Below are 22,536 nucleotides of genomic sequence, written 5' to 3'. Positions count from 1 at the left end.
TCACTCCCTGTTTACTGTCTGTTGACTGTTTCTAAAATATTGAATAGCGCCTGCTTCGGATCCTGCGCCTGCGTAATTGCCCGACCAATGACGATATAATCAGACCCAAGACGAAAAGCTTCTTCCGGAGTCGTAATCCGGTGTTGATCCCCTGCGTCCGTACCCTTAGGACGGATTCCCGGAGTTACAGTCAGAAAAGATGGGCCGCACGCCTCCTTAATCAACGGTACTTCCTTCGGGGAAGCCACTACCCCATCCAATCCTGCCTCCTGAGCCAGCCGTGCATAGCGCACGACACAGTCTTCCACCGTACCGGCAATCCCTACCTCATTATTCATCATTTGCTCCGTTGTGCTTGTTAGTTGGGTAACACCAATAAGCAAGGGCCGCTTCTTTCCTGCCGGCGTTCCTTTTTCCAATCCTTCCCGGGCTGCTTCCATCATTTTGCGGCCCCCTGCCACATGCACGTTCACCATATCCACACCAAGTCCCACAACGCTTTGCATCGCGCCTTTAGCCGTGTTTGGAATATCATGCACCTTTATATCAAGAAACACGGAATGGCCTTTTTCTTTGATTTGCCGTACATAGTCCGGACCTTCCGCATAATAAAGCTGCATGCCAATTTTTACATATACACCTGTACCTGCAAGCGACTGCAAGCAGCCATTCGCTTCTGCGGCACTCGGAAAATCAAGCGCCACCATAATCCGTCCGTTCCTGCTATTCATCGTTTCCACCCCGCTCCCGTTAATTCAGAAATCGACCCCACGTCGAATTCGTCCAGCTTCCTTTCTAGTTCATCAATGATCGTCGGGCAAATATACGGATCGACGAAGTTTGCCGTACCGACCGCAACAGCCGACGCGCCCGCCATGAAGAACTCAATCACATCATCCGCCGATTGAATGCCCCCCATACCGATAATCGGGATCTTTACCTGCTGGCTTACTTCGTAAATCATGCGAATCGCTACCGGCTTAATCGCCGGGCCAGACAATCCGCCGGAGCCGTTGGCTAGAACAGGTCGGCGGGTTTTTAGGTCAATACGCATGCCAAGCAGCGTGTTAATCATACTTAACCCATCCGCGCCAGCCGCTTCCACCGCCTTCGCAATCGTCACCACATCTGTCACATTCGGCGATAGCTTAACAAATACAGGAACTTTGCTTACTTTCTTAATCGCCGCCGTAAGCTGTGCGGCAATGTCCGGGTCTGTACCGAATGTAATCCCGCCACATTTCACGTTCGGGCAGGAAATGTTTAGCTCAATTCCTGCTACATTTGGAACTTCGCTTACCCTTTCCGCCACCTGCACATAGTCTTCGATTACCGTGCCTGCGACATTGACAATGACAGGCAGCTCTGTAAACTGTTCCAGCCACGGCAACTCATGCGCAATGACATCTTCCAATCCTGGGTTTTGTAAGCCGATTGCATTCAGCATACCGCCCGGCGTTTCTGCCACACGCGGCGTCGGGTTACCTTGGCGCTCTTCTACAGTCGTAGCCTTAACAGCGATTGCGCCAAGCCGATTCAAATCATAAAACTGCGCATATTCGCGGCCAAAGCCAAAGCAACCGGACGCTGGCATAACCGGGTTTTTCATGTGAATGCCCGCAATGGTAACCGCTAAACGGTTCGTTCTCGAAGCTGTCATGACAACCGCACCTCCCCAAGCGGAAAGACCGGGCCATCGGAACAGATTTTGCGGTATTTCCTGCCTTCTCCTTGTTCCTGTACCGGGCATACGCACGCGAGACACGCACCGACACCGCACCCCATCCGCTGTTCAAGCGAAATGTAACCTTCCTTGCCAGCTGGCTGGTATTTATCCTGCAATGCACGCAACATGGGAAGCGGTCCGCACGAGTACAGCACGTCCCAATCACTCATACCCAAACCATATTCACCTGTCAGCACATCTGTAACGAGCCCTTGGACTCCTGCCGTACCGTCAATCGTAACGACATGCACATCGCCCAGTTCCGCCAACTCCCTTTCTAAAAATACCTGCGAAGCAGTGCCAAAACCGATGACGGACGTAATGCGTACGCCGCGTTGTTTCAGCTGTTTGCCAAGATAATAAAGCGGAGGAACCCCGATACCGCCGCCAACCAAAAGCGCATGCTCGCCCGCTTGACGTCCTTCCACAGGAAACCCTTCGCCCAATGGCCCAAGAATGTCAAGCGGCTGTCCAGGCACGTATTCGCTCAATACACGCGTGCCGTGCCCTTCCACCCGGTAAATCATCGTCAGTCTCTTTTTGTCCGTGTCCACATTGCAAATACTGATAGGACGGCGCAGCAGCGGATCGATGCCAGCGCCGCATTTTACGTGAACGAACTGGCCAGGCCGCGTCATGCGGCCCGCCAATTCCCCTTCCACTTCCATACGAAAAATCCGCTCTGCTATCTGTTCATTGGACACAACGCTCAGCACGCCTTTATCCATGCACGTATGCCTCCTTCGACTGCGGCGCTTCAAATCCTGGCATGGATTCCGCTGTAAACGTAATCGCTTCAAGCACTTTCAGAAGGGCGCGTGCAGTGTCAAGCGATGTCAAACATACGACGCCATTCTCCACTGATTCGCGGCGGATGCGGAACCCGTCCCGCTCCGGCGTTTTGCCTTTCGTCAACGTGTTAATGACGAAGCTTGCTTCACCTTTGCGGATGATATCGAGCATATTTGGCGAAGCCTCATTCACCTTGCGAACGCGGGTTACGCGCATGCCCTCCGCTTCAAGGAATTTGGCCGTTCCCTCTGTCGCCAGCAGCTTAAATCCGAGTCGGTTAAAGCCTTTGATAAGGTCTTTCGCTTCTTCCTTGTCTTTATCGGCAATGGTCACTAGGAGTGAGCCGTGTGTCGGAATGCTCATGCCGGATGCAAGCAAACCTTTGTAAAGCGCTTTGGCCAGCGTTTTGTCGCGGCCCATGACTTCGCCCGTAGACTTCATTTCCGGTCCGAGCGTCGTGTCAACGCGACGCAGCTTAGCGAACGAGAACACCGGCACTTTTACGGATACGTGTTCCGTTTCTTTTTGATAGCCAGGCTCATAGCCCAATTCCGGAATGGTAGCCCCGAGAATCACTTTGGTTGCAATGTTCGCCATCGGAATGTTTGTGATTTTGCTCAAGAACGGTACGGTACGGGAAGAACGCGGGTTTACTTCCAGCACGTACGCTTTGTTTTTATGGATAACAAACTGAATGTTCAACAGCCCTTTGATATGCAAACCGCGCGCGATGCGAGTCGTCATATCGACTAATTCGTCTTTTAGCGACTGTGAAATGGTCTGCGTCGGGTATACGGCAATCGAGTCGCCAGAATGGACGCCGGCCCGCTCGATATGTTCCATAATTCCCGGAATTAACACGTTTTCGCCGTCGCTAATAGCATCTACTTCTACTTCTGCCCCCATCAAATACGTATCCACAAGCACCGGGTGTTCGGGATTCACTTTTACGGCTTCGCGCATATATGTCAACAATTCCTGCTCATTGTACACAATCTCCATTGCTCGGCCGCCCAGCACGTATGACGGACGAACAAGCACCGGATAACCGAGAGATGCCGCTGCTTCGACAGCCGCTTCGATGGATGTTACCGTTTGACCCGGCGGCTGCGCGATGTCCAGCGAACGCAACAGCTTTTCAAACTTTTCGCGGTCTTCCGCCGCATCAATGCTGGCAAGGTCGGTACCGAGAATTTTTACACCTGCTTTTTCCAGTCCTGCTGCCAAATTAATCGCAGTCTGCCCGCCGAACTGCACAATGACGCCTTCCGGCTTTTCTTTTTCAATAATGTGCAGCACGTCCTCAATATAGAGTGGCTCAAAATACAGACGATCAGATGTGCTGAAGTCAGTCGATACCGTTTCCGGATTGTTATTAATAATCACGGCTTCATAGCCCATTTCTTTGAGCGCCCATACAGCGTGAACGGTTGAGTAGTCAAACTCAATTCCCTGTCCGATGCGGATCGGGCCGGAGCCGAGTACGATTACGCGCGGTTTGCCTGAATCGACGCGTTCGTCTTCCTCTTCATATGTAGAATAGTAGTACGGTGTGGCCGCTTCAAATTCGGCCGCGCAGGTATCAACCATTTTATATACAGGCACGATGCCTGCTTCTTTGCGTTTTGCTTCAATGTCCGCAACCGGAATACCGGTTACTTCCGCAATGCGGCGATCAGTAAAGCCCATGCGCTTCGCCTGGCGCAGCATGTCGGAACTAAGCGCGCCTTCTTTTGCCGCTTCTGCCATTTCTGTTTCAAAGCGCACAATATTTTTGAACTTCGCCAAGAAGAAGGGATCGATTTTCGTCCATTCATGAATTTTCTGTTCGGTTATACCGCGGCGCAAACCTTCCATAACGAGGAACAAACGCTCGTCGTCTGCCTTTATAAGGCGGCGCTCCAGTTCTTCTTGACTAAGCTCTTTCGCCTCTGGCAAATCCAGGCTGTGCAAGCCAATCTCGAGCGAACGCACGGCTTTGTGGAGCGATTCTTCAAACGTGCGCCCAATCGCCATAACTTCGCCTGTTGCCTTCATCTGTGTGCCCAGTTTCCGGTTGGCCGAAGTAAACTTATCGAATGGCCAGCGCGGAATTTTTGTTACGATATAGTCGAGCGTGGGTTCAAAGCAAGCGTAAGTTTGCTGAGTCACCGGATTTTTCAGTTCATCAAGCGTGTAACCAACCGCGATTTTGGCAGCCATTTTCGCAATCGGATAACCGGTCGCTTTGGATGCCAGTGCAGAAGAACGGCTTACGCGCGGATTGACTTCAATAACGTAATATTGGAAGCTGTCCGGATCGAGCGCCAGCTGTACATTACAGCCTCCCTGAATATTCAAAGCGCGGATGATCTTGAGGGACGCAGAACGCAGCATATGATACTCGCGATCCGAAAGGGTTTGGCTCGGTGCTACAACGATACTGTCGCCGGTATGGATCCCAACCGGATCAACGTTTTCCATGTTACATACGACAATCGCATTGTCATTCGCGTCGCGCATGACTTCGTACTCAATTTCCTTAAAACCGGCAATGCTTTTTTCGACAAGACACTGGTGAATCGGGCTGTATTTTAGACCGCTTGCTACGATTTCGCGCAATTCTTCCTCATTGGATGCAATGCCGCCACCGGTTCCGCCGAGCGTATAGGCCGGACGCACAATAATCGGATAGCCGATTTCCTCGGCAAACGCAAGCGCCTCCTCCACTGTATGAATGATATCGCTCGGTGGAACCGGTTCGCCGATCTCCTGCATCAGGGCGCGGAACTGTTCCCGGTCTTCCGCTTTCTTGATCGCTTCAAGATTCGTGCCTAAAAGCGTTACATTTTCCTCTTCTAAAATGCCTGCTTCATGCAGTTCCATGGCGAGATTCAGGCCGGTTTGTCCGCCGAGCGTGGCAAGTAGACCGTCCGGCTTCTCCTGACGGATAATGCGCGCGAGAAAGCCTTTCGTCAGTGGTTCGATATAGACTTTGTCCGCCATGTTCGTGTCAGTCATAATGGTGGCCGGGTTGCTGTTGACCAGAATGACTTCAAATCCCTCTTCTTTCAGCGCCTGACAAGCCTGCGTTCCGGCATAGTCAAATTCAGCGGCCTGGCCGATGACAATAGGGCCTGATCCAATTACAAGAATTTTCTTGATGTTATCGAGTCGCGGCATAATTCTTCTCCTCCTTTGTGAATTTGGCAACTTGCTCTAAGAAACGGTCAAACAGATAATCGGAATCGTATGGTCCTGGCGCAGCTTCCGGATGGTACTGTACGGAAAATGCCGGATATTTTTTATGTGTAAGGCCTTCTACCGTACCGTCATTGAGCGCGATGTGACTAATTTCCAAATCAGTGTCTGTCAATGATTCCTTGCTAACCGCATAGCCATGGTTTTGGGACGTAATATAGGTGCGTCCGGTCGCTAACTCTTTCACCGGGTGGTTGCCGCCGCGATGGCCAAACTTCATTTTATGCGTATCAGCGCCGCACGCCAGCGCGAGCAGTTGATGGCCGAGACAGATGCCGAACAGCGGATATTCACCCAGAATCTCCTGAATCATGCGAATCGCTTTCGGAACGTTTTTCGGATCTCCCGGTCCATTGGACAGCATAATACCATCCGGACGAATGCGGCGGATTTCGTCTGCGGTCACATTATACGGCACCACGATAACGTCGCAGCCCCGTTTGATCAGCTCGCGTAAAATACCGTATTTGGCTCCGAAATCTACAAGCACGATTTTAGAACCACGTCCTGGTGCAGCAAACATATTTTTGGTAGATACGCGGGCCACCTGGTCTTCCATCAGCGGCGCTTTTAGCTTCTCCAATAAGGATTCTACCGGCTCATCCGAGGTAGTAATGAGCCCTTTCAGCGTGCCATGCTGGCGGATAATACGAGTTAACTTGCGCGTATCGACTTCTGCGATGCCCGGAATATTGTATTCTTTCAGCAGCGAATCAACTGTTTGCTCGCTGCGCCAATTGCTGGGAACCTCGCAGTGCTCCCGGACAACGAAACCATGCACGAACGGCCTCATCGTTTCAAAATCATCGCGGTTTATGCCATAATTTCCGATTAAAGGATATGTCATTGTCACGATTTGCCCGCAATACGATGGGTCTGACAGCACTTCCTGATAGCCGGTGATTCCGGTGTTAAAGACGACCTCGCCCAGCGATTCTCCCTGTGCCCCAAACGATTTGCCAGTAAATACTGTTCCATCTTCCAATACAAGTCTTGCTTGTTTTTTCATTATTGTCTCGCTCCTTCGCTGTTCATCTCTTCCGCTTGCCACACGATACGGCCTTCTAGCATGGTCAGCACCGGCCAACCTTTTAACTTCCAGCCAGTAAACGGTGTATTGCGCCCTTTGCTCGCGAATGTTTCCGGATTCACTTCTTTTTCCGTTTCTAAGTCAATTACCGCAATATCGGCGCTCTTGCCTTCCTCCAGCGCACCCCACGGCAGGTTAAATACTTCCGCAGGAACGCGGGTCATCCGATCCACAATTTCCTGTAAGGTAAATTCGCCTGTCAATACTAGCTTCGTATATAAAAGCGGGAATGCAGTCTCCAAGCCAACGATGCCGAACGGTGCCAGTTCAATGCCACGCCCTTTTTCCTCTGCTGTATGTGGTGCGTGATCCGTTACAATCATGTCAATCGTGCCGTCCTTTAATCCTTGGAGCAACGCTTGACGGTCACGTCGTGAACGAAGCGGCGGGTTCATCTTGTAGTTAGCATCCGGACCTGGAATATCCTCGTCGCACAGCAGCAAATGGTGCGGGCAAACTTCCGCGGTTACGCGCACGCCCCGCTGTTTCGCCTCACGAACAAGCCGCACTGATTCGGCTGTGCTGATATGGCATACATGGTAGTGTGCCCCCGTCGCCTCTGCCAGCAAGATATCACGTCCGACATGAATCGACTCCGCCTCAGATGGAATGCCTTTCAAACCATGCTTTTCACTGAACACACCCTCATGCACGCAGCCGCCTTCCACAAGACTATCATCCTCACAATGTGCCACAACCGGCAGCCCAAGGGAGGTAGCTACTTTCATCGCATCTTTCATCATTTTGCTGGATTGTACGCCTACACCATCGTCTGACACTGCGATAACCCCTGCTTCTTTCAACGCGGCCATATCTGTCAATTCTTGGCCCAGTTCACGAACAGTAATCGCCCCCATCGGCAGCACCCTGGCGCTTCCTTCCTCTTTTGCTTTCTGCAGAATCAACCGAACCGTCTCGGGAGTGTCAATCACGGGACGCGTGTTCGGCATGCAAGCAACGGTCGTGAAACCGCCTCGCGCCGCGGACGCTGTTCCGGTAGCAATGGTTTCTTTTGCTTCAAAACCCGGTTCCCGCAAATGTACATGCATATCTATAAAACCGGGGACAATCAGTTTACCCGCCGCATCTAACACTTCGTGACCTGCTTCCTCTATGCTGTCGGCAATTCGTGACACGTTCGTTCCTTCGATAAGAATATCTTTCTTTACTAGCTTTCCATCTACAAGTATTTGACCGTTGCATAAAATGGTACCCATTGTTCTCCTCCTGCCCTAGAATCAAATTTGATTTATAAAAAAAGCTTCTTACCCATTTTTCTTGGTAAGAAGCCTTGTTATATACACACTGAGAAGCGAGGCCCGGTTTCTCTAAGTGTCCGGTCTGAAGCCGGGCACGAAGCCTTTTCTCCATATGCAGTATACATCATGGCATCCTTACCAGACTCACAGGACTGTTTTAAAGGATGATTATGATGCCTGTTTATGCAATTGTCCCTCTTTTGTTTTCCCAAAAGCGACCTCTTTGCCGGGCAACACCGCATGCAGGAAAATACCAAGGAACGTTGCCATTGCAATGTTGTCGATCGTAAGGTTCGCGATGAAGGTGCTAAATGTTACTTCATGGAAGTCCATTTTAAATCCTCCGATTCCGGTTACGAGCACAATGGCCGAGATAACCATATTCCGCTTATGGGAGAAATCGATGTTGTGCTCTACATACATTCGCATCCCCTGCGCCGCGATAATGCCGAACAATACAATCGTTACACCGCCTAATACCGGTTTCGGAATCGTCATCAGGAACGCGCCGATTTTTCCAATGAACGCGAACAGGATAGCAAAGCAGGCGGCTCCGGCAATAACCACGCGGCTGTATACTTTAGTTAACGCAAGAACGCCCATGTTTTCGCCGTAGGTTGTGCTCGGTGGTCCACCAAGGAACGATGCGACTATCACCGCTACCCCATCTCCCGCAAGCGAGCGGTGCAAGCCCGGGTCGCGCATCAAATCACGGTTCATAATGTTGGCTGTTACGAGCAGGTGGCCAATGTGCTCAGCCAGCGTGACAAACGCCACCGGTGCGATTACGAGCGCGGCCAGCAAGGCGCCCGGAGAAGCAAATGCGTCCAATACCTGACCTGTTATGAAATGCTCGTTCACCCACATGCCTGGGCTAATAAACCAGGGCGTTTCCTTGATTTTCGCAAAATCAATCCATTCTGGATGGCGAACCGCCGCGTACGCATAGCCGACGATCATTCCGGTTAACACCGGGAGCACCGATAAAAATCCGCGGAAGAAAATCGTCGCCACAACCGTAGCCGCCAGCGTAACAAACGCCACTTCCACCGCTCCGAGGGAGTAGGCCGGCTTCGCCGGATCGCTTAGCGGGTCATTTAGCGCCCAGCCAACCGCCACGCCGGATACGCTAAGGCCAATTACAACGATAATCGATGCAATAACAACAGGCGGCAACAAACGATTGAGCCAATGAACGCCCGTCCATTTGACAATGGCTGCCACAATTAAATATACGAGACCGGCCATAAAGCAGCCGAGCATTGCAGTGCCGACACCGTGACTGTGGCTTACCGTAAGAATTGGGCCAATAAACGCGAACGAGGAACCAAGATAGTTCGGCAGCTTGCCTTTAGTAATGAGCAGGAACAGAAGCGTTCCAATTCCGCTCGTAAGAAGCGCCACCGATACGTCAAGCCCGGTCAAAAGGGGCACCAGAACGGTTGAGCCAAACATCGCAAACAGGTGCTGCAAGCTTAGCGGAACTACTTTTTGCAGCGCCGGTATCTCATGCACATCAACATAATCCTTTTTTATCATTGAATTTCTTCTCCTTCCTTATCAGCCTCACGGAGCTGAGTTAAAGGTCACTGTTCTTTTTTCTGTGCTCTGTTACTTTTTAAATTTTTCACGAATCGTTACGCATTCGCGGTTATCAATTTCAGCCAGTTCAACAACGATAATCTCTTCCTTCGATGTCGGCACGTTTTTTCCCACATAGTCCGGGCGGATAGGAAGTTCGCGATGTCCTCTGTCGACTAACACGGCCAGTTGAATCATTTGCGGTCTTCCAATATCCATCAACGCGTCCAGCGCTGCCCGTACCGTCCGGCCTGTAAACAACACATCATCTACGAGGATGACTTTTTTACCAGTAATATCAACCTCAATCTTGCTGCCTCTGATCGTCGGCTGTTCTTGTTTATGCGTAAGGTCATCGCGATACAGCGTGATATCCAGCTCACCGACCGGGATCGTCTGGCCTTCGATTTGCTGAATACGGGCTGCAAGCCGCCTCGCCAGATAAATCCCACGCGTGCGAATGCCAACCAACACACAATTTTCTATACCTTTGTTGCGCTCGATAATTTCATGGGCGATACGGGTCAACGCCCGCCGCATCGCAGCCTCATCTAGAAGCACGTTTTTTTCTTTCCATTCGCTCGTCATTGTCACGCTTCTCTCCTTCACAAACGTACCTTTATTTTATCCATAAAATAAAACCCCGACACAAAAAAAGCTTTCTGCGGGCGGCAGAAAGCTTTTTTGTGCTCGACAAAGAATGAGTGAGCGCACAACTCCCCATCCCTATGCCAAACCTATTCGTTCTCCTTGCCAGCCTCACAGGACTGATTTAAAGGTTCCTTTGTAGTTAAAAGAAGTATGACACGAAAACGGGAGTATGTCAACTACTTTTTAGAAATAAGGTAAACTCGTGGATTTTTCACTGCTCCATAAACGCTCCAAATCTTAAGCGCTTCAAAATTTGTTCCATATCATCCGGCAATGCAGCATGAAATTCTAGGTACTCTCCGGTCGAAGGATGAGTAAATCCGAGCGTTTTCGCGTGCAACGCTTGCCCCTCAATCTTAAAGAAGCTCTTGGGTCCGTACTTTGGATCGCCGACCAACGGATGGCCAATGTATTTCATATGCACACGAATCTGGTGCGTGCGCCCGGTCTCCAGTTTCAATTCGACAAGCGTATGCTCTTTAAAACGCTCCAGCACGACGAAATGCGAAACCGCCGGCTTGCTATACTCAAATACAACCGCCATTTGCTGGCGATTTTTCGGATCACGGCCAATGGGCGCATCAATGGTTCCTTTATCGTGCGAAATCACACCGTGCACGAGCGCTACGTAGCGGCGCGTCACCGTGTGATCTTTCAGTTGACGCGCCAGCGATTCGTGCGCTTTATCATTTTTTGCCACCATCAGTAAGCCGGATGTATCTTTGTCGATCCGGTGTACGATTCCGGGACGAAGTACCCCATTAATGCCGGATAAATCTTGGCAATGGTAAAGCAGCGCGTTTACCAGCGTGCCGGAGTAATGACCCGGTGCCGGATGTACGACCAGCCCACGCGGCTTATTTACCACAATGACATCGCTGTCTTCGTACACAATATCCAGCGGAATGTTTTCCGGCTCAATGTTCAATTCTCTTGCCGGCGGCACGTGCAGTACGACTTCATCATCTTCCTGTAACCGATAATTTCCTTTGACCGACTTTCCATTAACGAAAAGCAATCCGTCTTTAATCCAGCCCTGCAATTGGCTGCGAGACCAATCATCCTGCACAGAAGCCAAAAATTTATCTACGCGCTCGCCTGCATCCTCCGGCTCGATAATCCAATCATGCCGTTCATAACGTTCTTCGTTATTCATACGTTTTACCCCGTTCATTCATAAGTAGCTCCCGCAGCGCGTCTATCATAAACAGACCTACCCCAATCACAATCACTGAATCGGCAACATTAAAAATCGGAAAATGAATCAATGTAAAATCAAAGAAATCCACAACCTCCCCGGTCAGCAACCGGTCATAAAAGTTGCCGGCCGCGCCGCCCAAAATAAGCGCCAGCGCCCAGGAAACAAGCGTGCTTTCTTTCACCATTTTCCGCAAATACCACACGATCCCGACAATGACAACCAGGGTAATGATGATAAAAAAGGCGCGCTGGTTTTGAAGGATACCAAACGCTGCCCCTTTGTTCCGGTGCGAAGTAAGATGAAACACACCCTCCCACAGGGGGATAGACTGGCCGATTTCCATATAAGTTACAACCAGCCATTTCGTGAAGCGATCAACAAGAAAAACCAGCAGCGCAATCACATAATAATAAATCAACAGCCTTCCTCCCGGTTATGCGTTTACTTCCTGTTTAACTACCGTTGCACAGCGTACGCACAGCGTTGGATGGTCAGCATCATGTCCTACTTCCGGCGTAATCACCCAGCAACGCTCGCATTTTTCGCCTTCCGCAGGCGTTACGACAACCGCGAGACCTTCCAGCTGCACAGCATTTTCCGGGGCCACTTCGGAAGAGGAGTGAAGCGTCACATGCGATACAATGAACAGTTCTTTCAAATGCTCGTCCGCGCCTTTAAGCGCTTTTTCCACCTCTTCGCCTGGATAAATCGCGACGGATGCAGCCAGCGATTGACCGATGACTTTCTCGCGACGTGCCTCTTCAAGAGCCTTCAGCACTTCATCACGAATTTCCACAAGGCGATCCCACTTCGCTTCCAGCGCCTCATCGCTCCTTTCACTCCGCGCTTCCGGCATATCGGTCAGCTGTACGCTTTCCGCGTCAGTTCCCGGAATGTACTTCCACACTTCGTCCGCCGTATGCGGGATAATCGGTGCTACAAGACGCACAAGAGCCAGCAGAATGTCATACATCACAGTTTGCGCGGAGCGCCGGCGAAGCGATTTCTCCCCGTCCGCGTACAAGCGGTCTTTCGAGATATCCAGATAGAAGGAACTTAGCTCGATCGAGCAGAAGTTGTGAATCACATGGTATACCGTATGGAATTGATACTCCTCATACGCTTTACGCACTTTTTCGATGACCTTCTGGGTTTTAGCTATCATATAACGGTCAAGCTCTTCCAGTTGTTCATAAGGCACACGGTCTGCGGCCGGATCGAAGCCTTCCAAGTTACCAAGCAGAAAACGGAATGTGTTGCGGATTTTACGGTACGCTTCGGCAATTTGTTTGAGAATAGCGTCCGAAATGCGCACGTCCGCCTGATAGTCTACAGAAGCAACCCACAGACGGAGAATGTCTGCGCCCAACTGATCCATAATCTTCTGCGGCACAATCACGTTCCCGAGCGATTTGGACATTTTCCGTCCCTCGCCGTCCAGCGTAAAACCATGGCTCAATACCGCTTTGTATGGTGCCCGTCCATACACAGCCACAGCGGTGGACAAAGACGAGTTAAACCAGCCGCGGTACTGGTCAGAACCTTCCAGATACAAGTCCGCCGGCCACACCAGTTCTTCCCGTTCGCGCAACACTGCTTCGTGGCTAGAACCTGAGTCAAACCATACGTCCATAATGTCTGTTTCTTTACGGAAGTGCTTGCCGCCGCATTTCGGGCAAACGGTGCCTTCCGGCATCAACTCTTCTACATCTTTTGCGAACCAAACGGAAGAACCTTCCTTACGGAACAGTTCGGAAATATGATGAATCGTATCGTCATTCACCAGCGGCTCATTACAATCGCGGCAGTAAAAAATCGGAATCGGCACGCCCCAGACACGCTGGCGGGAGATACACCAGTCACTGCGGTCCGCGATCATATTATGCAAACGCTGCTCGCCCCAATGCGGTATCCATTTCACATCTTTAATCGCCTGAAGCATCTGCTCGCGGAACCCGTCAATGGACGCAAACCATTGCTCGGTCGCCCGGAAAATAACCGGCTGTTTGGAACGCCAGTCGTGCGGATACGAGTGAGTAATAAAGCCCATATGAAGCAGCGCACCCGCTTCTTTTAACTTCTCAGTAACCAGCTTATTGGCATCATCGTAGAATACGCCTTCGAATCCCGGCGCTTCTTTGGTCATCATCCCTTTTTCGTCCACAGGGCAGAGTACATCTAGCCCATACTTCTGGCCAAGCATAAAGTCGTCTTCCCCGTGGCCGGGCGCGGTATGAACGCAGCCTGTACCAGCATCGAGCGTAACGTGTTCACCTAACAGCACTGGTGATGTGCGATCATAGAACGGATGGCGACATACGACGCCTTCCAGCTCCGCTCCTTTGTATGTAGCGGTCACCTCGTACTGTTCCCAACCGATCGTCTGCGCTACATTTTCAAGCAGTCCGGATGCGACGAGAAACTTGTCGGCTCCTACTTTCACAAGCGAATATTCCAGTTCTGGATGAACCGCAATTGCCAGGTTAGCCGGAATCGTCCACGGTGTGGTTGTCCAGATAACGACTTTATCGCCTTCTGCCAGTTTGCCCTTGCCGTCCGTCACAGAAAACGCGACATAAATGGATGCAGAGCGTTTGTCCTTGTATTCGATTTCCGCTTCCGCCAGCGCCGTTTCCGAAGACGGAGACCAATATACGGCTTTTAATCCTTTATAAATATAGCCCTTTTTCGCCATTTCACCAAAGATTTTAATCTGGCGGGCCTCATATTCTGGCTTCAGCGTAATATACGGGTTGTCCCAGTCGCCGCGCACACCGAGACGTTTGAACTGTTCTTTCTGCTTATCCACGTACTTGTACGCGTACTCGGCGCAACGCTCACGGAACTCGACGACGCCCACTTTATGCCGATCAATTTTCTCGTTTTTGATAATGGCATGCTCAATCGGCAGTCCATGCGTGTCCCAGCCCGGCACATACGGTGCGTCAAATCCCAGCATCGATTTCGAGCGCACAATAAAGTCTTTCAGCACTTTATTCAATGCGTGTCCGATATGGATATCACCATTCGCGTACGGCGGTCCGTCATGTAGGATAAACTTAGGCCGGCCTTTGGTGCGTGCCTGCACTTTCTCATACATTTTGTTTTCTTCCCACCATGCCTGCATTTCAGGTTCGCGTGTTGGCAGGTTTCCCCGCATCGGGAAATCGGTTTTTGGAAGCTTCAATGTTTTACTGTAATCCATCCTCGTTTCATCTCCTACAGTATAATCATCGCAAAATAGCCTTCCCAGCCCATGCAAACGGGACGAGAAGGCTACGCTATCCCTCGTAAAAATCTGGTATATTCTAAGAATTATAGACCAATCAATGCCCTAACGTCAACCGACAGAGTTTTCACATGTTGCTGCTTATTCTGTCATATTTTTCGCAAGGTCTTCTTCAATTTTTTCGAAGTCTTCCCAATCGCCGTTGTCCAGCATTTCAAGCTGCGCTTCCAAGATGGAGCGGAAACGCATGCGATATACGGAAGCGCGACGCTTTAGCTCATCGATTTCGGAAACAAGCTTGCGGGACTTCGCCAACGCCTCGTTAATCAAGCGATCTGCGTTCTTTTCCGCTTCTTTAATAATGAGCTGCGCTTCTTTGCGCGCGTTTGCCTTCAGCTCGTCCGCCGCTTCCTGAGCCATAACGAGCGATTTTTTGAGCGTCTCTTCGATGTTGGAGAACTGGGACAACCTCTCGTTCAACGTAGCCACGCGCTCTTCAAGCTGGCGTTTTTCCTTTAGCAAAATATCAAACTCTTTGATAATTTGATCAAGAAATTCATTGACTTGGTCTTCGTCATACCCGCGAAACACGCGGCTGAATTCCTTATTATGAATATCCAGTGGTGTAAGCGACACGACAGTGCACCTCCCATAAATCTAAAAAGCAAAACATAGAATCAGTCAAATACAACAACTTCCATTTTAATGCGGCCTTTTTTTGTTTCTCCGCCAATAGAAGTTACTTTAAAGCGGCCAAAACCTTTAAACGAAACAATGTCCCCTTCTTCCAGATAAAAAGACGGATCGTTTATTTCACGAAAATTCACCTTCACCCGTCCGTTTTGGATCGGAGCGACCACTTTGGCCCGGGACAAGCGGTATACATCTCCAACTACCGCATCCAGTCGGGGGGATTGTACGGTAAACGACAACGGATGAAACGACTGCTCAGGTACAGAAATCCCCTCAAGTGGAACCTCCTCCACTGTTACACGAACACGGTGAACCTGATTCATATATAAACGCACGTAACCAGCAATTTCTTCCGCCACCAAAAGCTGTGCGCCATCAGTATGAACAAGTATATCTCCAAATTTTTCCCGCTTTATACCTAACCCAATCAGAGCGCCTAAATAATCCCGATGTTCCAGCGTCAAAAAACGATTTGTCCCTTTGACCTGAAGCAGGGCTAACCCAAACTCTTCCCGCGATGGTTCCACATATTCAGGGTAAAAAAGGCCTCTTACTCGCTCCGCCTTTTCGTATCCGCCATATGTTTCAAAATATACGCCCGCTTCTCGGTTCGCAATCGATCTCGCAATAAATGCTTGACGCGGATCAAGAAAATCGGTGCGGAGCACCTGATACCGAGCGCGAACGCGCTCGGTCCATTCCAGCACCCGCTCCACGAACGGATGCTCATCCCGCCGAAAGTGCTGGTATATGCTCATCTAGTTACACCAGCGACATCAGGATGCTGATAAGCCCGATCTGGGCGAAATATAGCGCAAACAGCGCCACAATCGGCGAAATGTCAATCATGCCAAGCGGCGGGATAAAGCGGCGGAAAATTTGCAGATACGGCTCCACTAGCCGTCCCAACATTTCACCAAAAGATGTTTCGCGTACCTGGGGAATCCAAGACATTACAATATAAATAATAATCATATAATAGTATACATTGAATCCAAAATGGATCAGGCTGATAATTTGCGCCATTTCCTCACCTCGACTACTTTAACCTCTATCATCATATATCATTTCCGTAATATTTCCTTGTACTTCCATATGTTCAGGTAAGCACAAAAACGTCTTGTGTCCAACCCGTTGAATGCTGCCGTTAATAGCGTACACCGTACCGCTTAAAAAGTCGATAATCCGCTTTGCCTGTTCGCCCGGTACACGCTGCAAATTGATGACAACGGCGCGTCTGGAGCATAGGTGATCCGCAATCTCCTGTACTTCTTCATAAGATTTCGGTTCAACCAGCATGACACGGGGCGCCTGCTCTTTTACGGCGTGCAGGCTGACGACGTTATTCATCTGGCGGTTTTTGCGCGGCTTTACATACGCCTCTTCCTCTTCATACTCCTCCGCCTCATCGATAATTTCTTCATACACTTCTGCCTCGCCCCCAAGCCCGAAAAACTCCTTAATCTTGCTAACGACGCCCATGTTCATCGCTCTCCTTACCTAAATAATTTCAATTTCGTTCGTCGCCGACCAGCGTGGACCCCAAACGGATAAAGGTCGCTCCTTCCTCGACAGCGATATGGTAATCGTTGGACATTCCCATGCTTAAATGATGCAGCGGCATATGTGCATACTGTTTCCGCATCCGATCGCGCAACTGACGCAGCTCCCGGAAAATCCACCTTGTTTCCTCAGGATTTTCGACATATGGGGCCATCGTCATAAATCCACATGCTTCAATGTGCGGCATGTCCTGAATAGCCGCAAGAAAATCAGGTACCTCTTGCGGCGCAAGCCCATGTTTCGTCTCTTCACCGGAAACATTTACTTGCACCATGCATTTTGTCACTACGTCGTGTTGCGCTCCGCGCTTATTTAATTCTTTAGCGAGCGAAAAACGATCCAAGGAGTGCACATATGTAAACCGGCCAACCATGTCTTTCACCTTATTGGTCTGTAAATGACCGATAAAATGCCAGGTGGCTGCTTCCGTGCCGATTGCCTGCCACTTCGGCACGGCATCCTGTGTCCGGCTTTCCCCAATATGATGGATGCCGGCCGAAATAGCCGCACGCGTCGTCTCCAAAGACACATATTTCGTGACCGCTACAATTTGCACTTCGGACGGTTTACGCCCCACACGTTCGCAGCTGGCTTCAATCATTGCTTGTACCCGTCGTAAATTTTCCGCAATATATGACAATGTCTTCCCTTACCCCTCTTTCAATGCGATAAAAGCCGTCATCCGGCCCGTTTTTCCTTTTTCTTTCCTATAGGAATAAAATACATCGCTTCGGCAACTTGTACATAAATGACTCACTTCGATATGAGATGGCAAAATTCCTGCTCTTTCAAGCAAAATTCGATTCGTTTCCTGCAAATTTAACATATACTTTCCTTCGCGCGTCTCTGTCAATACACGAAAGGCTTTTGCACCAAGCACATTTTTAATCTCATCGGCCACTATATCATTCACTTCGTAGCAGCAGGCACCGATAGACGGCCCGATTGCTGCGTATATATTCTCCGGACCAATCGCCCATATTTTCCGCATTGTCTCAACCATTTTCGGACCGATACGCGCGACCGTTCCGCGCCAGCCCGCATGCGCCACACCAATCACTTGCGCTTTTGCTTTTGGTGCATAAAAGAAAAGCGGCACACAATCGGCGTAAAACGAAGCAAGAAACACGTTTCGCTTATCGGTCAGCAGACCATCCGTTTCTGCAATCGCGTCGCTGTGCGCCATTCTGCCCGCGCCTACATCATCGTCCGTTATCACGCGAATATTGCTTCCGTGTACTTGTTCTGCGCACGTCCAAGAAGCAAAAGAAAAACCGTTTGCTTCAACAAGTTTTCGTCTATTTTGAATGACATGCTCCACTGTATCTCCAACGTGCAACCCACAATTCAGACTTTCATATTCTCTCCTACTTACGCCGCCGTTCCTCGTGGAAAAGCCGGCCACAAGCTGCGGCCACTTGCTTTCCCATCCCGTAAGGCGGAGCATAAGCCCCTTCTCCTGCATGACGAATGGCTCCATCCTCTTCCCTCCTCACAATAAGAATCTTACCATTCCCGTTCTTATAAGAAAAGAAAGAATACGGATTTATGAACGGTACGAGCCTTCGTCCATACCCTGTTTCATAAGTGCCACCCCATCATCCAGCCGGACAAGAATTACATCTTTCCCGATTTTTACGATGTTGCGCCACGGAATTGTAATTTCTTCTCCTCCGCCAAACAACCCGAAAAACTTTCCGTTCCCTTTGCCCGGGACAACAATTGCCTCGACGCGCCCCGCTTGTAGGTTAATTTCCAAATCGATCACCTGGCCGAGATTTTTTCCATCTAATATGTTTACCACATCTTTCTCCTGAAATTCTGAAATTTTTACCATTATTTGTTCACCTCGCTTTGCAGCGCCCGGCTTCTCGGTTTATATAACCAGTATATGTACGAGATTTAGTAAATGTCCTAAAAGTATTTTTTATCTTCAAAGCACTTGCCAATAACGTATTATGCTCGTATACTTATTCATGTTACCTTATGAATAAACATTTTGTATAAATCCGTTTGAAATTGCAACATCGTTCTATAGTCTAAATGAGGAAATGCACATTATGTACAAAAATATAGGAGGTCTATACACAATGGGGAAAAAGTTTTTATTCACACTTATCGCCTGCTTGCTCGCGTTTGGACTTGCAGCTTGTGGCAGCAAGGAAAGCAATGGGGGAAATGCGGCAGGGGCAGAAAAAAAGAAGCTCATAGTAGCAACGGATGCTGCGTTCCCTCCGTTTGAATCAATGTCTCCGACCGGAGAGCCGGAAGGATTTGATATTGATTTGATTAAAGCGATCGCCAAAGCGCAAAACATGGAGATCGAAGTAAAGCATACGGGCTGGGATCCGATGATGGCCGGTCTTAAAAACGGTTCCGTTGACATCGCCATCGCCGGTATTACCATTACCGATGATCGCAAAAAAGTGTTTGACTTTACAACCCCTTACTTTACAGCAGAACAAGGGATTCTCGTTAAAAAGAACGCGCCGGCTGTGAAAACGGTAGCTGACCTGAAAGGCAAGAAAATCGGCGTTCAATCCGGTACAACAGGTCAACTCCTTGTGGAAGAAAAACTCGGAAAAGGTTATAGCGGCTTAAAAGGCTACGAAGAGGTAGCGGGCGCGATTGAAGATATGAGGAACGGCCGCATTGACGTGGTTGTTGCCGACAACGCGGTTGTGAAAAAATTCATGGAAAAGCTAAAGCTTGACGATGTGAACATTATTGAAGACACTTCAGCCAAACAAGAACAGTACGGCATCGCAGTGAAAAAAGGGAACAAAGAATTGCTGGATAAGCTGAACAAAGGTCTTGCCGCTATAAAGGAAAGCGGCGAGTTCGACCAAATCTACAACAAGTATTTCAAAAAATAAAAGTAATAATTGAAAAACGGACGCGGTACAACGCGTCCGTTTCTGTTATTGATCCACTATTCACTTCTTCACTGTACGTGCTTATACATCTGCGATATGGCGGCCTTCTCCAGCCTCGATACTTGCGCCTGGGAAATGCCGATTTCTTCGGCAACTTCCATCTGGGTTTTTCCTTCAAAAAAGCGCATAGAAAGAATCAATTTTTCTCTTTCCGTGAGCCGCTGCATCGCCTCCCGCAACGCGATCTCTTCTGTCCACTGGCTATCCCTATTTCGCTCGTCGCCGATTTGATCCATAACAAAAATCGGGTCACCACCGTCCTGATAAATCGGTTCAAACAACGAGACTGGATCCTGAATTGCATCCAGAGCAAACACTACATCTTCCTTCGGAACGTTTAATTCTTCCGAGATTTCCATAATAGTAGGTTCACGGGAATTTTTATTCGTTAGCGCATCCCTTACTTGCAACGCTTTATACGCAATATCTCGCAATGAGCGGGAGACGCGGATGGGATTGTTATCCCTAAGGTACCTGCGGATTTCCCCAATAATCATCGGGACAGCATACGTAGAAAACTTGACGTTCTGGCTCAAATCGAAATTGTCTATGGCTTTCATCAGCCCAATGCAGCCCACCTGAAACAAGTCATCCACGTATTCTCCGCGATTGTTAAAGCGCTGGATTACACTTAACACTAAGCGCAAGTTGCCATTCACTAGTTGCTCTCTTGCTGCATAATCTCCATTTTGCAGTTGGACAAACAATTCCCGCATTTGTGCGTTAGTTAGCACAGGAAGCTTGGATGTGTCCACTCCGCAGATTTCTACCTTGTTGCGTGTCACGTATTTTCCCTCCTAATGGAGCCAGCGTTACTGATAAGTATCTCCGCGAAGGGAAAAATTATGCAGCATCGACATGATACATTCGCTTTCGAATTATCACGCAATTCATGCGGTTATTATAGCATTTTGTTAAACTCTTTCTTAAGCCGTTTAATAATGCGCTTTTCAAGGCGGGAAATGTAAGATTGTGAAATGCCGAGAATATCGGCTACGTCTTTTTGCGTTTTTTCTTCTTCCCCATTTAACCCAAAACGCATTTCCATAATAATACGCTCGCGTTCCGACAGTTTATCAAGCGCTTTATACAGAAGATTTTTGTCCACTTGTTCTTCCAGATCACGGTAAATAATATCGTTCTCTGTGCCTAGTACATCGGACAGCAGCAATTCGTTCCCATCCCAGTCAATATTAAGTGGCTCATCAAAAGACACTTCCGATTTAACTTTGCTATTACGACGCAAGAACATAAGAATTTCGTTTTCAATGCAGCGGGATGCGTATGTTGCAAGCTTAATTTTCTTTTCCGGATCAAACGTATTAACAGCTTTAATCAAGCCAATGGTTCCGATACTAACCAAATCTTCGATATTAATGCCCGTATTCTCAAACTTGCGGGCAATATATACAACAAGTCGCAAATTTCGTTCAATCAAGATGGAGCGAACAGCTGGATCCCCGGTGTGTAAACGGCTTAGCAAATAGTCTTCTTCCTCACGGTTTAACGGAGGCGGGAGCGCTTCACTGCCGCCGATATAATGAACTTCTTCGGTTTTCGCGCCAATGCTAATAAGGAATCGGTACCACCACAATTGTACTAGCAAGCGTAGCTTTGCAATCATTGTATCCCTCCTTTTATCGTTAGGAAGCGAGCTCATCCTTTTCTGCCGTCGCTTTTGGATGTACTACCGCCTGATAGCTTCCATCCGCAGATAACGGGGAAGCTCGCAAACCAATCAACATCCGGCGTAAACGATATGTTTTGTTACCCGCATATACCCGCACTTCGTCCGGACGAATAGCAATAAGAAAACTTGCTTTGCTGGATACCGTACAGTACGGGATAAATCTCATTCTTTCTAACCACTTTTCCTCTCCGTCAGGCACGGCGCTTGCAATATCTATTTCTTCACAATATATCTGCCGCAAAATTCCATCCGGCAATACCTCTTTCCACAATTCGGCTTCCATAATAGTGACGGGGATGCGTGACAACGGATCATGCAATTGGTTGCCTGTATCAATAAAGCCGCGGCAGCGAACCGTGTGACCAAACACATCCACTTCAAGACAGACGTGCTGCACATCAACCTGCCGGTTGGCTTTCACGCTATAATACCCGTGACGTGTACACCACCAAAAAATTGGAAAACCAAAAGCAATAAATAGAAATGTCGGATTCGTTCCAGCAGAGCCTGTATGCGTCAATACGATCCCATTTACGACTTCACTCTTGGATTCCAGCATAGTGTGGGTAGCCATGAGCCCACCGCCGATAAAAAAGGAAACAGCGTAAAAGGCACCAAGAAGACGAAGCGTAGTCCATATTCTCGTCCAGCGGAACGCAAGCAAAATCATAATGCAAGAAAAAATAAATTTCGCAAGAAAAGTAAACGCGAAGGATAAGGGCGGAAAAAACAAAAAAACCGTATACGCGGCGCCAACGGCGGAAGCGAGTAACAACCTGCGTTTTCGAAGAGGCTGACGACAAATATGACCGGTTAAAAACAACAACATATAATCAATAACCATATTGATAACAAATACCATGTCGGCATACACCGTCACATTCG

Annotated in this window: 22 protein-coding genes; 1 reads left to right on the top strand and 21 read right to left on the bottom strand. The window is 49.1% G+C overall.

Annotated elements, in window-relative coordinates:
* Positions 1-11: 11 nt before the first annotated feature.
* From pyrF to ACH33_RS06785, 18 genes are all read right to left on the bottom strand, one after another.
* The gene (pyrF, locus tag ACH33_RS06870) at positions 12-731 is read right to left on the bottom strand and encodes an orotidine-5'-phosphate decarboxylase (protein ID WP_057898335.1); all 720 of its coding nucleotides are present in this window, start codon (positions 729-731) and stop codon (positions 12-14) included.
* On the bottom strand, positions 728-1,660 hold the full coding sequence (locus ACH33_RS06865) for a dihydroorotate dehydrogenase (RefSeq protein ID WP_057898334.1): 933 nt from the start codon (positions 1,658-1,660) through the stop codon (positions 728-730). The genes pyrF and ACH33_RS06865 overlap by 4 nt, the downstream gene beginning before the upstream one ends.
* Positions 1,657-2,454 carry a dihydroorotate dehydrogenase electron transfer subunit gene (locus ACH33_RS06860; protein ID WP_057898333.1) on the bottom strand — a complete coding sequence of 266 codons (798 nt, stop codon included), beginning with the start codon at positions 2,452-2,454 and terminating at the stop codon, positions 1,657-1,659. The genes ACH33_RS06865 and ACH33_RS06860 overlap by 4 nt, the downstream gene beginning before the upstream one ends.
* On the bottom strand, positions 2,447-5,680 hold the full coding sequence (carB, locus tag ACH33_RS06855) for a carbamoyl-phosphate synthase large subunit (protein ID WP_057898332.1): 3,234 nt from the start codon (positions 5,678-5,680) through the stop codon (positions 2,447-2,449). The genes ACH33_RS06860 and carB overlap by 8 nt, the downstream gene beginning before the upstream one ends.
* On the bottom strand, positions 5,664-6,767 hold the full coding sequence (locus ACH33_RS06850) for a carbamoyl phosphate synthase small subunit (protein ID WP_057898331.1): 1,104 nt from the start codon (positions 6,765-6,767) through the stop codon (positions 5,664-5,666). Before ACH33_RS06850 ends, carB begins: the two co-directional genes overlap by 17 nt.
* A complete protein-coding gene (locus tag ACH33_RS06845) occupies positions 6,767-8,065 on the bottom strand; it encodes a dihydroorotase (RefSeq protein WP_057898330.1) in 1,299 nt (432 codons plus the stop codon). The genes ACH33_RS06850 and ACH33_RS06845 overlap by 1 nt, the downstream gene beginning before the upstream one ends.
* 210 nt (positions 8,066-8,275) lie before the next feature.
* Positions 8,276-9,646, bottom strand: a complete 1,371-nt coding sequence (locus ACH33_RS06840; RefSeq protein WP_057898329.1) for a uracil-xanthine permease family protein — start codon at positions 9,644-9,646, stop codon at positions 8,276-8,278.
* A 72-nt stretch (positions 9,647-9,718) separates the two neighbouring features.
* Positions 9,719-10,276, bottom strand: a complete 558-nt coding sequence (gene pyrR, locus ACH33_RS06835) for a bifunctional pyr operon transcriptional regulator/uracil phosphoribosyltransferase PyrR (protein ID WP_057898328.1) — start codon at positions 10,274-10,276, stop codon at positions 9,719-9,721.
* A 274-nt stretch (positions 10,277-10,550) separates the two neighbouring features.
* Positions 10,551-11,495, bottom strand: coding sequence for an RluA family pseudouridine synthase (locus ACH33_RS06830; protein WP_057900279.1), 945 nt, complete (start codon positions 11,493-11,495; stop codon positions 10,551-10,553).
* Entirely contained in the window at positions 11,488-11,955 is a 468-nt protein-coding gene (gene lspA / locus ACH33_RS06825; RefSeq protein WP_057900278.1) for a signal peptidase II, read from the bottom strand. The genes ACH33_RS06830 and lspA overlap by 8 nt, the downstream gene beginning before the upstream one ends.
* Positions 11,956-11,973: 18 nt before the next feature.
* Positions 11,974-14,745 carry an isoleucine--tRNA ligase gene (gene ileS, locus ACH33_RS06820; protein ID WP_057898327.1) on the bottom strand — a complete coding sequence of 924 codons (2,772 nt, stop codon included), beginning with the start codon at positions 14,743-14,745 and terminating at the stop codon, positions 11,974-11,976.
* Between the two features lie 165 nt (positions 14,746-14,910).
* Positions 14,911-15,405 carry a DivIVA domain-containing protein gene (locus ACH33_RS06815; RefSeq protein ID WP_057898326.1) on the bottom strand — a complete coding sequence of 165 codons (495 nt, stop codon included), beginning with the start codon at positions 15,403-15,405 and terminating at the stop codon, positions 14,911-14,913.
* A gap of 41 nt (positions 15,406-15,446) precedes the next feature.
* A complete protein-coding gene (locus ACH33_RS06810; protein ID WP_057898325.1) occupies positions 15,447-16,220 on the bottom strand; it encodes a YlmH family RNA-binding protein in 774 nt (257 codons plus the stop codon).
* A gap of 4 nt (positions 16,221-16,224) precedes the next feature.
* The gene (locus ACH33_RS06805; protein WP_057898324.1) at positions 16,225-16,488 is read right to left on the bottom strand and encodes a YggT family protein; all 264 of its coding nucleotides are present in this window, start codon (positions 16,486-16,488) and stop codon (positions 16,225-16,227) included.
* A gap of 18 nt (positions 16,489-16,506) precedes the next feature.
* Complete coding sequence (locus ACH33_RS06800; RefSeq protein WP_057898323.1) at positions 16,507-16,944, bottom strand: cell division protein SepF; 438 nt, start codon at positions 16,942-16,944, stop codon at positions 16,507-16,509.
* 28 nt (positions 16,945-16,972) lie between these two features.
* Positions 16,973-17,665 (bottom strand): YggS family pyridoxal phosphate-dependent enzyme, encoded by a 693-nt coding sequence (locus tag ACH33_RS06795; RefSeq protein ID WP_281423684.1) that lies wholly within the window; start codon positions 17,663-17,665, stop codon positions 16,973-16,975.
* A gap of 9 nt (positions 17,666-17,674) precedes the next feature.
* Positions 17,675-18,505, bottom strand: a complete 831-nt coding sequence (gene pgeF, locus ACH33_RS06790; protein ID WP_057898322.1) for a peptidoglycan editing factor PgeF — start codon at positions 18,503-18,505, stop codon at positions 17,675-17,677.
* Between the two features lie 66 nt (positions 18,506-18,571).
* Positions 18,572-18,862: a YlmC/YmxH family sporulation protein gene (locus tag ACH33_RS06785; protein WP_057898321.1), complete on the bottom strand. Its 291-nt coding sequence runs from the start codon at positions 18,860-18,862 to the stop codon at positions 18,572-18,574.
* A gap of 253 nt (positions 18,863-19,115) precedes the next feature.
* Here ACH33_RS06785 and ACH33_RS06780 point away from each other — a divergent pair, with 253 nt between their 5' ends.
* The gene (locus tag ACH33_RS06780) at positions 19,116-19,901 is read left to right on the top strand and encodes a basic amino acid ABC transporter substrate-binding protein (protein WP_057898320.1); all 786 of its coding nucleotides are present in this window, start codon (positions 19,116-19,118) and stop codon (positions 19,899-19,901) included.
* Between the two features lie 68 nt (positions 19,902-19,969).
* Here ACH33_RS06780 and sigG read toward each other — a convergent pair whose 3' ends face one another.
* The 3 genes from sigG to spoIIGA all read right to left on the bottom strand — a co-directional run bounded on the left by sigG (position 19,970) and on the right by spoIIGA (position 22,531).
* Positions 19,970-20,746: an RNA polymerase sporulation sigma factor SigG gene (gene sigG, locus ACH33_RS06775; RefSeq protein WP_057898319.1), complete on the bottom strand. Its 777-nt coding sequence runs from the start codon at positions 20,744-20,746 to the stop codon at positions 19,970-19,972.
* Between the two features lie 116 nt (positions 20,747-20,862).
* Positions 20,863-21,585, bottom strand: a complete 723-nt coding sequence (gene sigE / locus ACH33_RS06770; protein ID WP_057898318.1) for an RNA polymerase sporulation sigma factor SigE — start codon at positions 21,583-21,585, stop codon at positions 20,863-20,865.
* Positions 21,586-21,604: 19 nt separating this feature from the next.
* On the bottom strand, positions 21,605-22,531 hold the full coding sequence (gene spoIIGA, locus ACH33_RS06765) for a sigma-E processing peptidase SpoIIGA (protein WP_057898317.1): 927 nt from the start codon (positions 22,529-22,531) through the stop codon (positions 21,605-21,607).
* Positions 22,532-22,536 lie beyond the last annotated feature (5 nt).

Origin of the sequence: Aneurinibacillus sp. XH2, from assembly GCF_001439585.2 — a bacterium.
Lineage (GTDB): Bacteria > Bacillota > Bacilli > Aneurinibacillales > Aneurinibacillaceae > Aneurinibacillus > Aneurinibacillus thermoaerophilus.
Note: the sequence above shows the minus strand (reverse complement) of the source record. Positions and strands in the feature narration are given on the sequence as shown.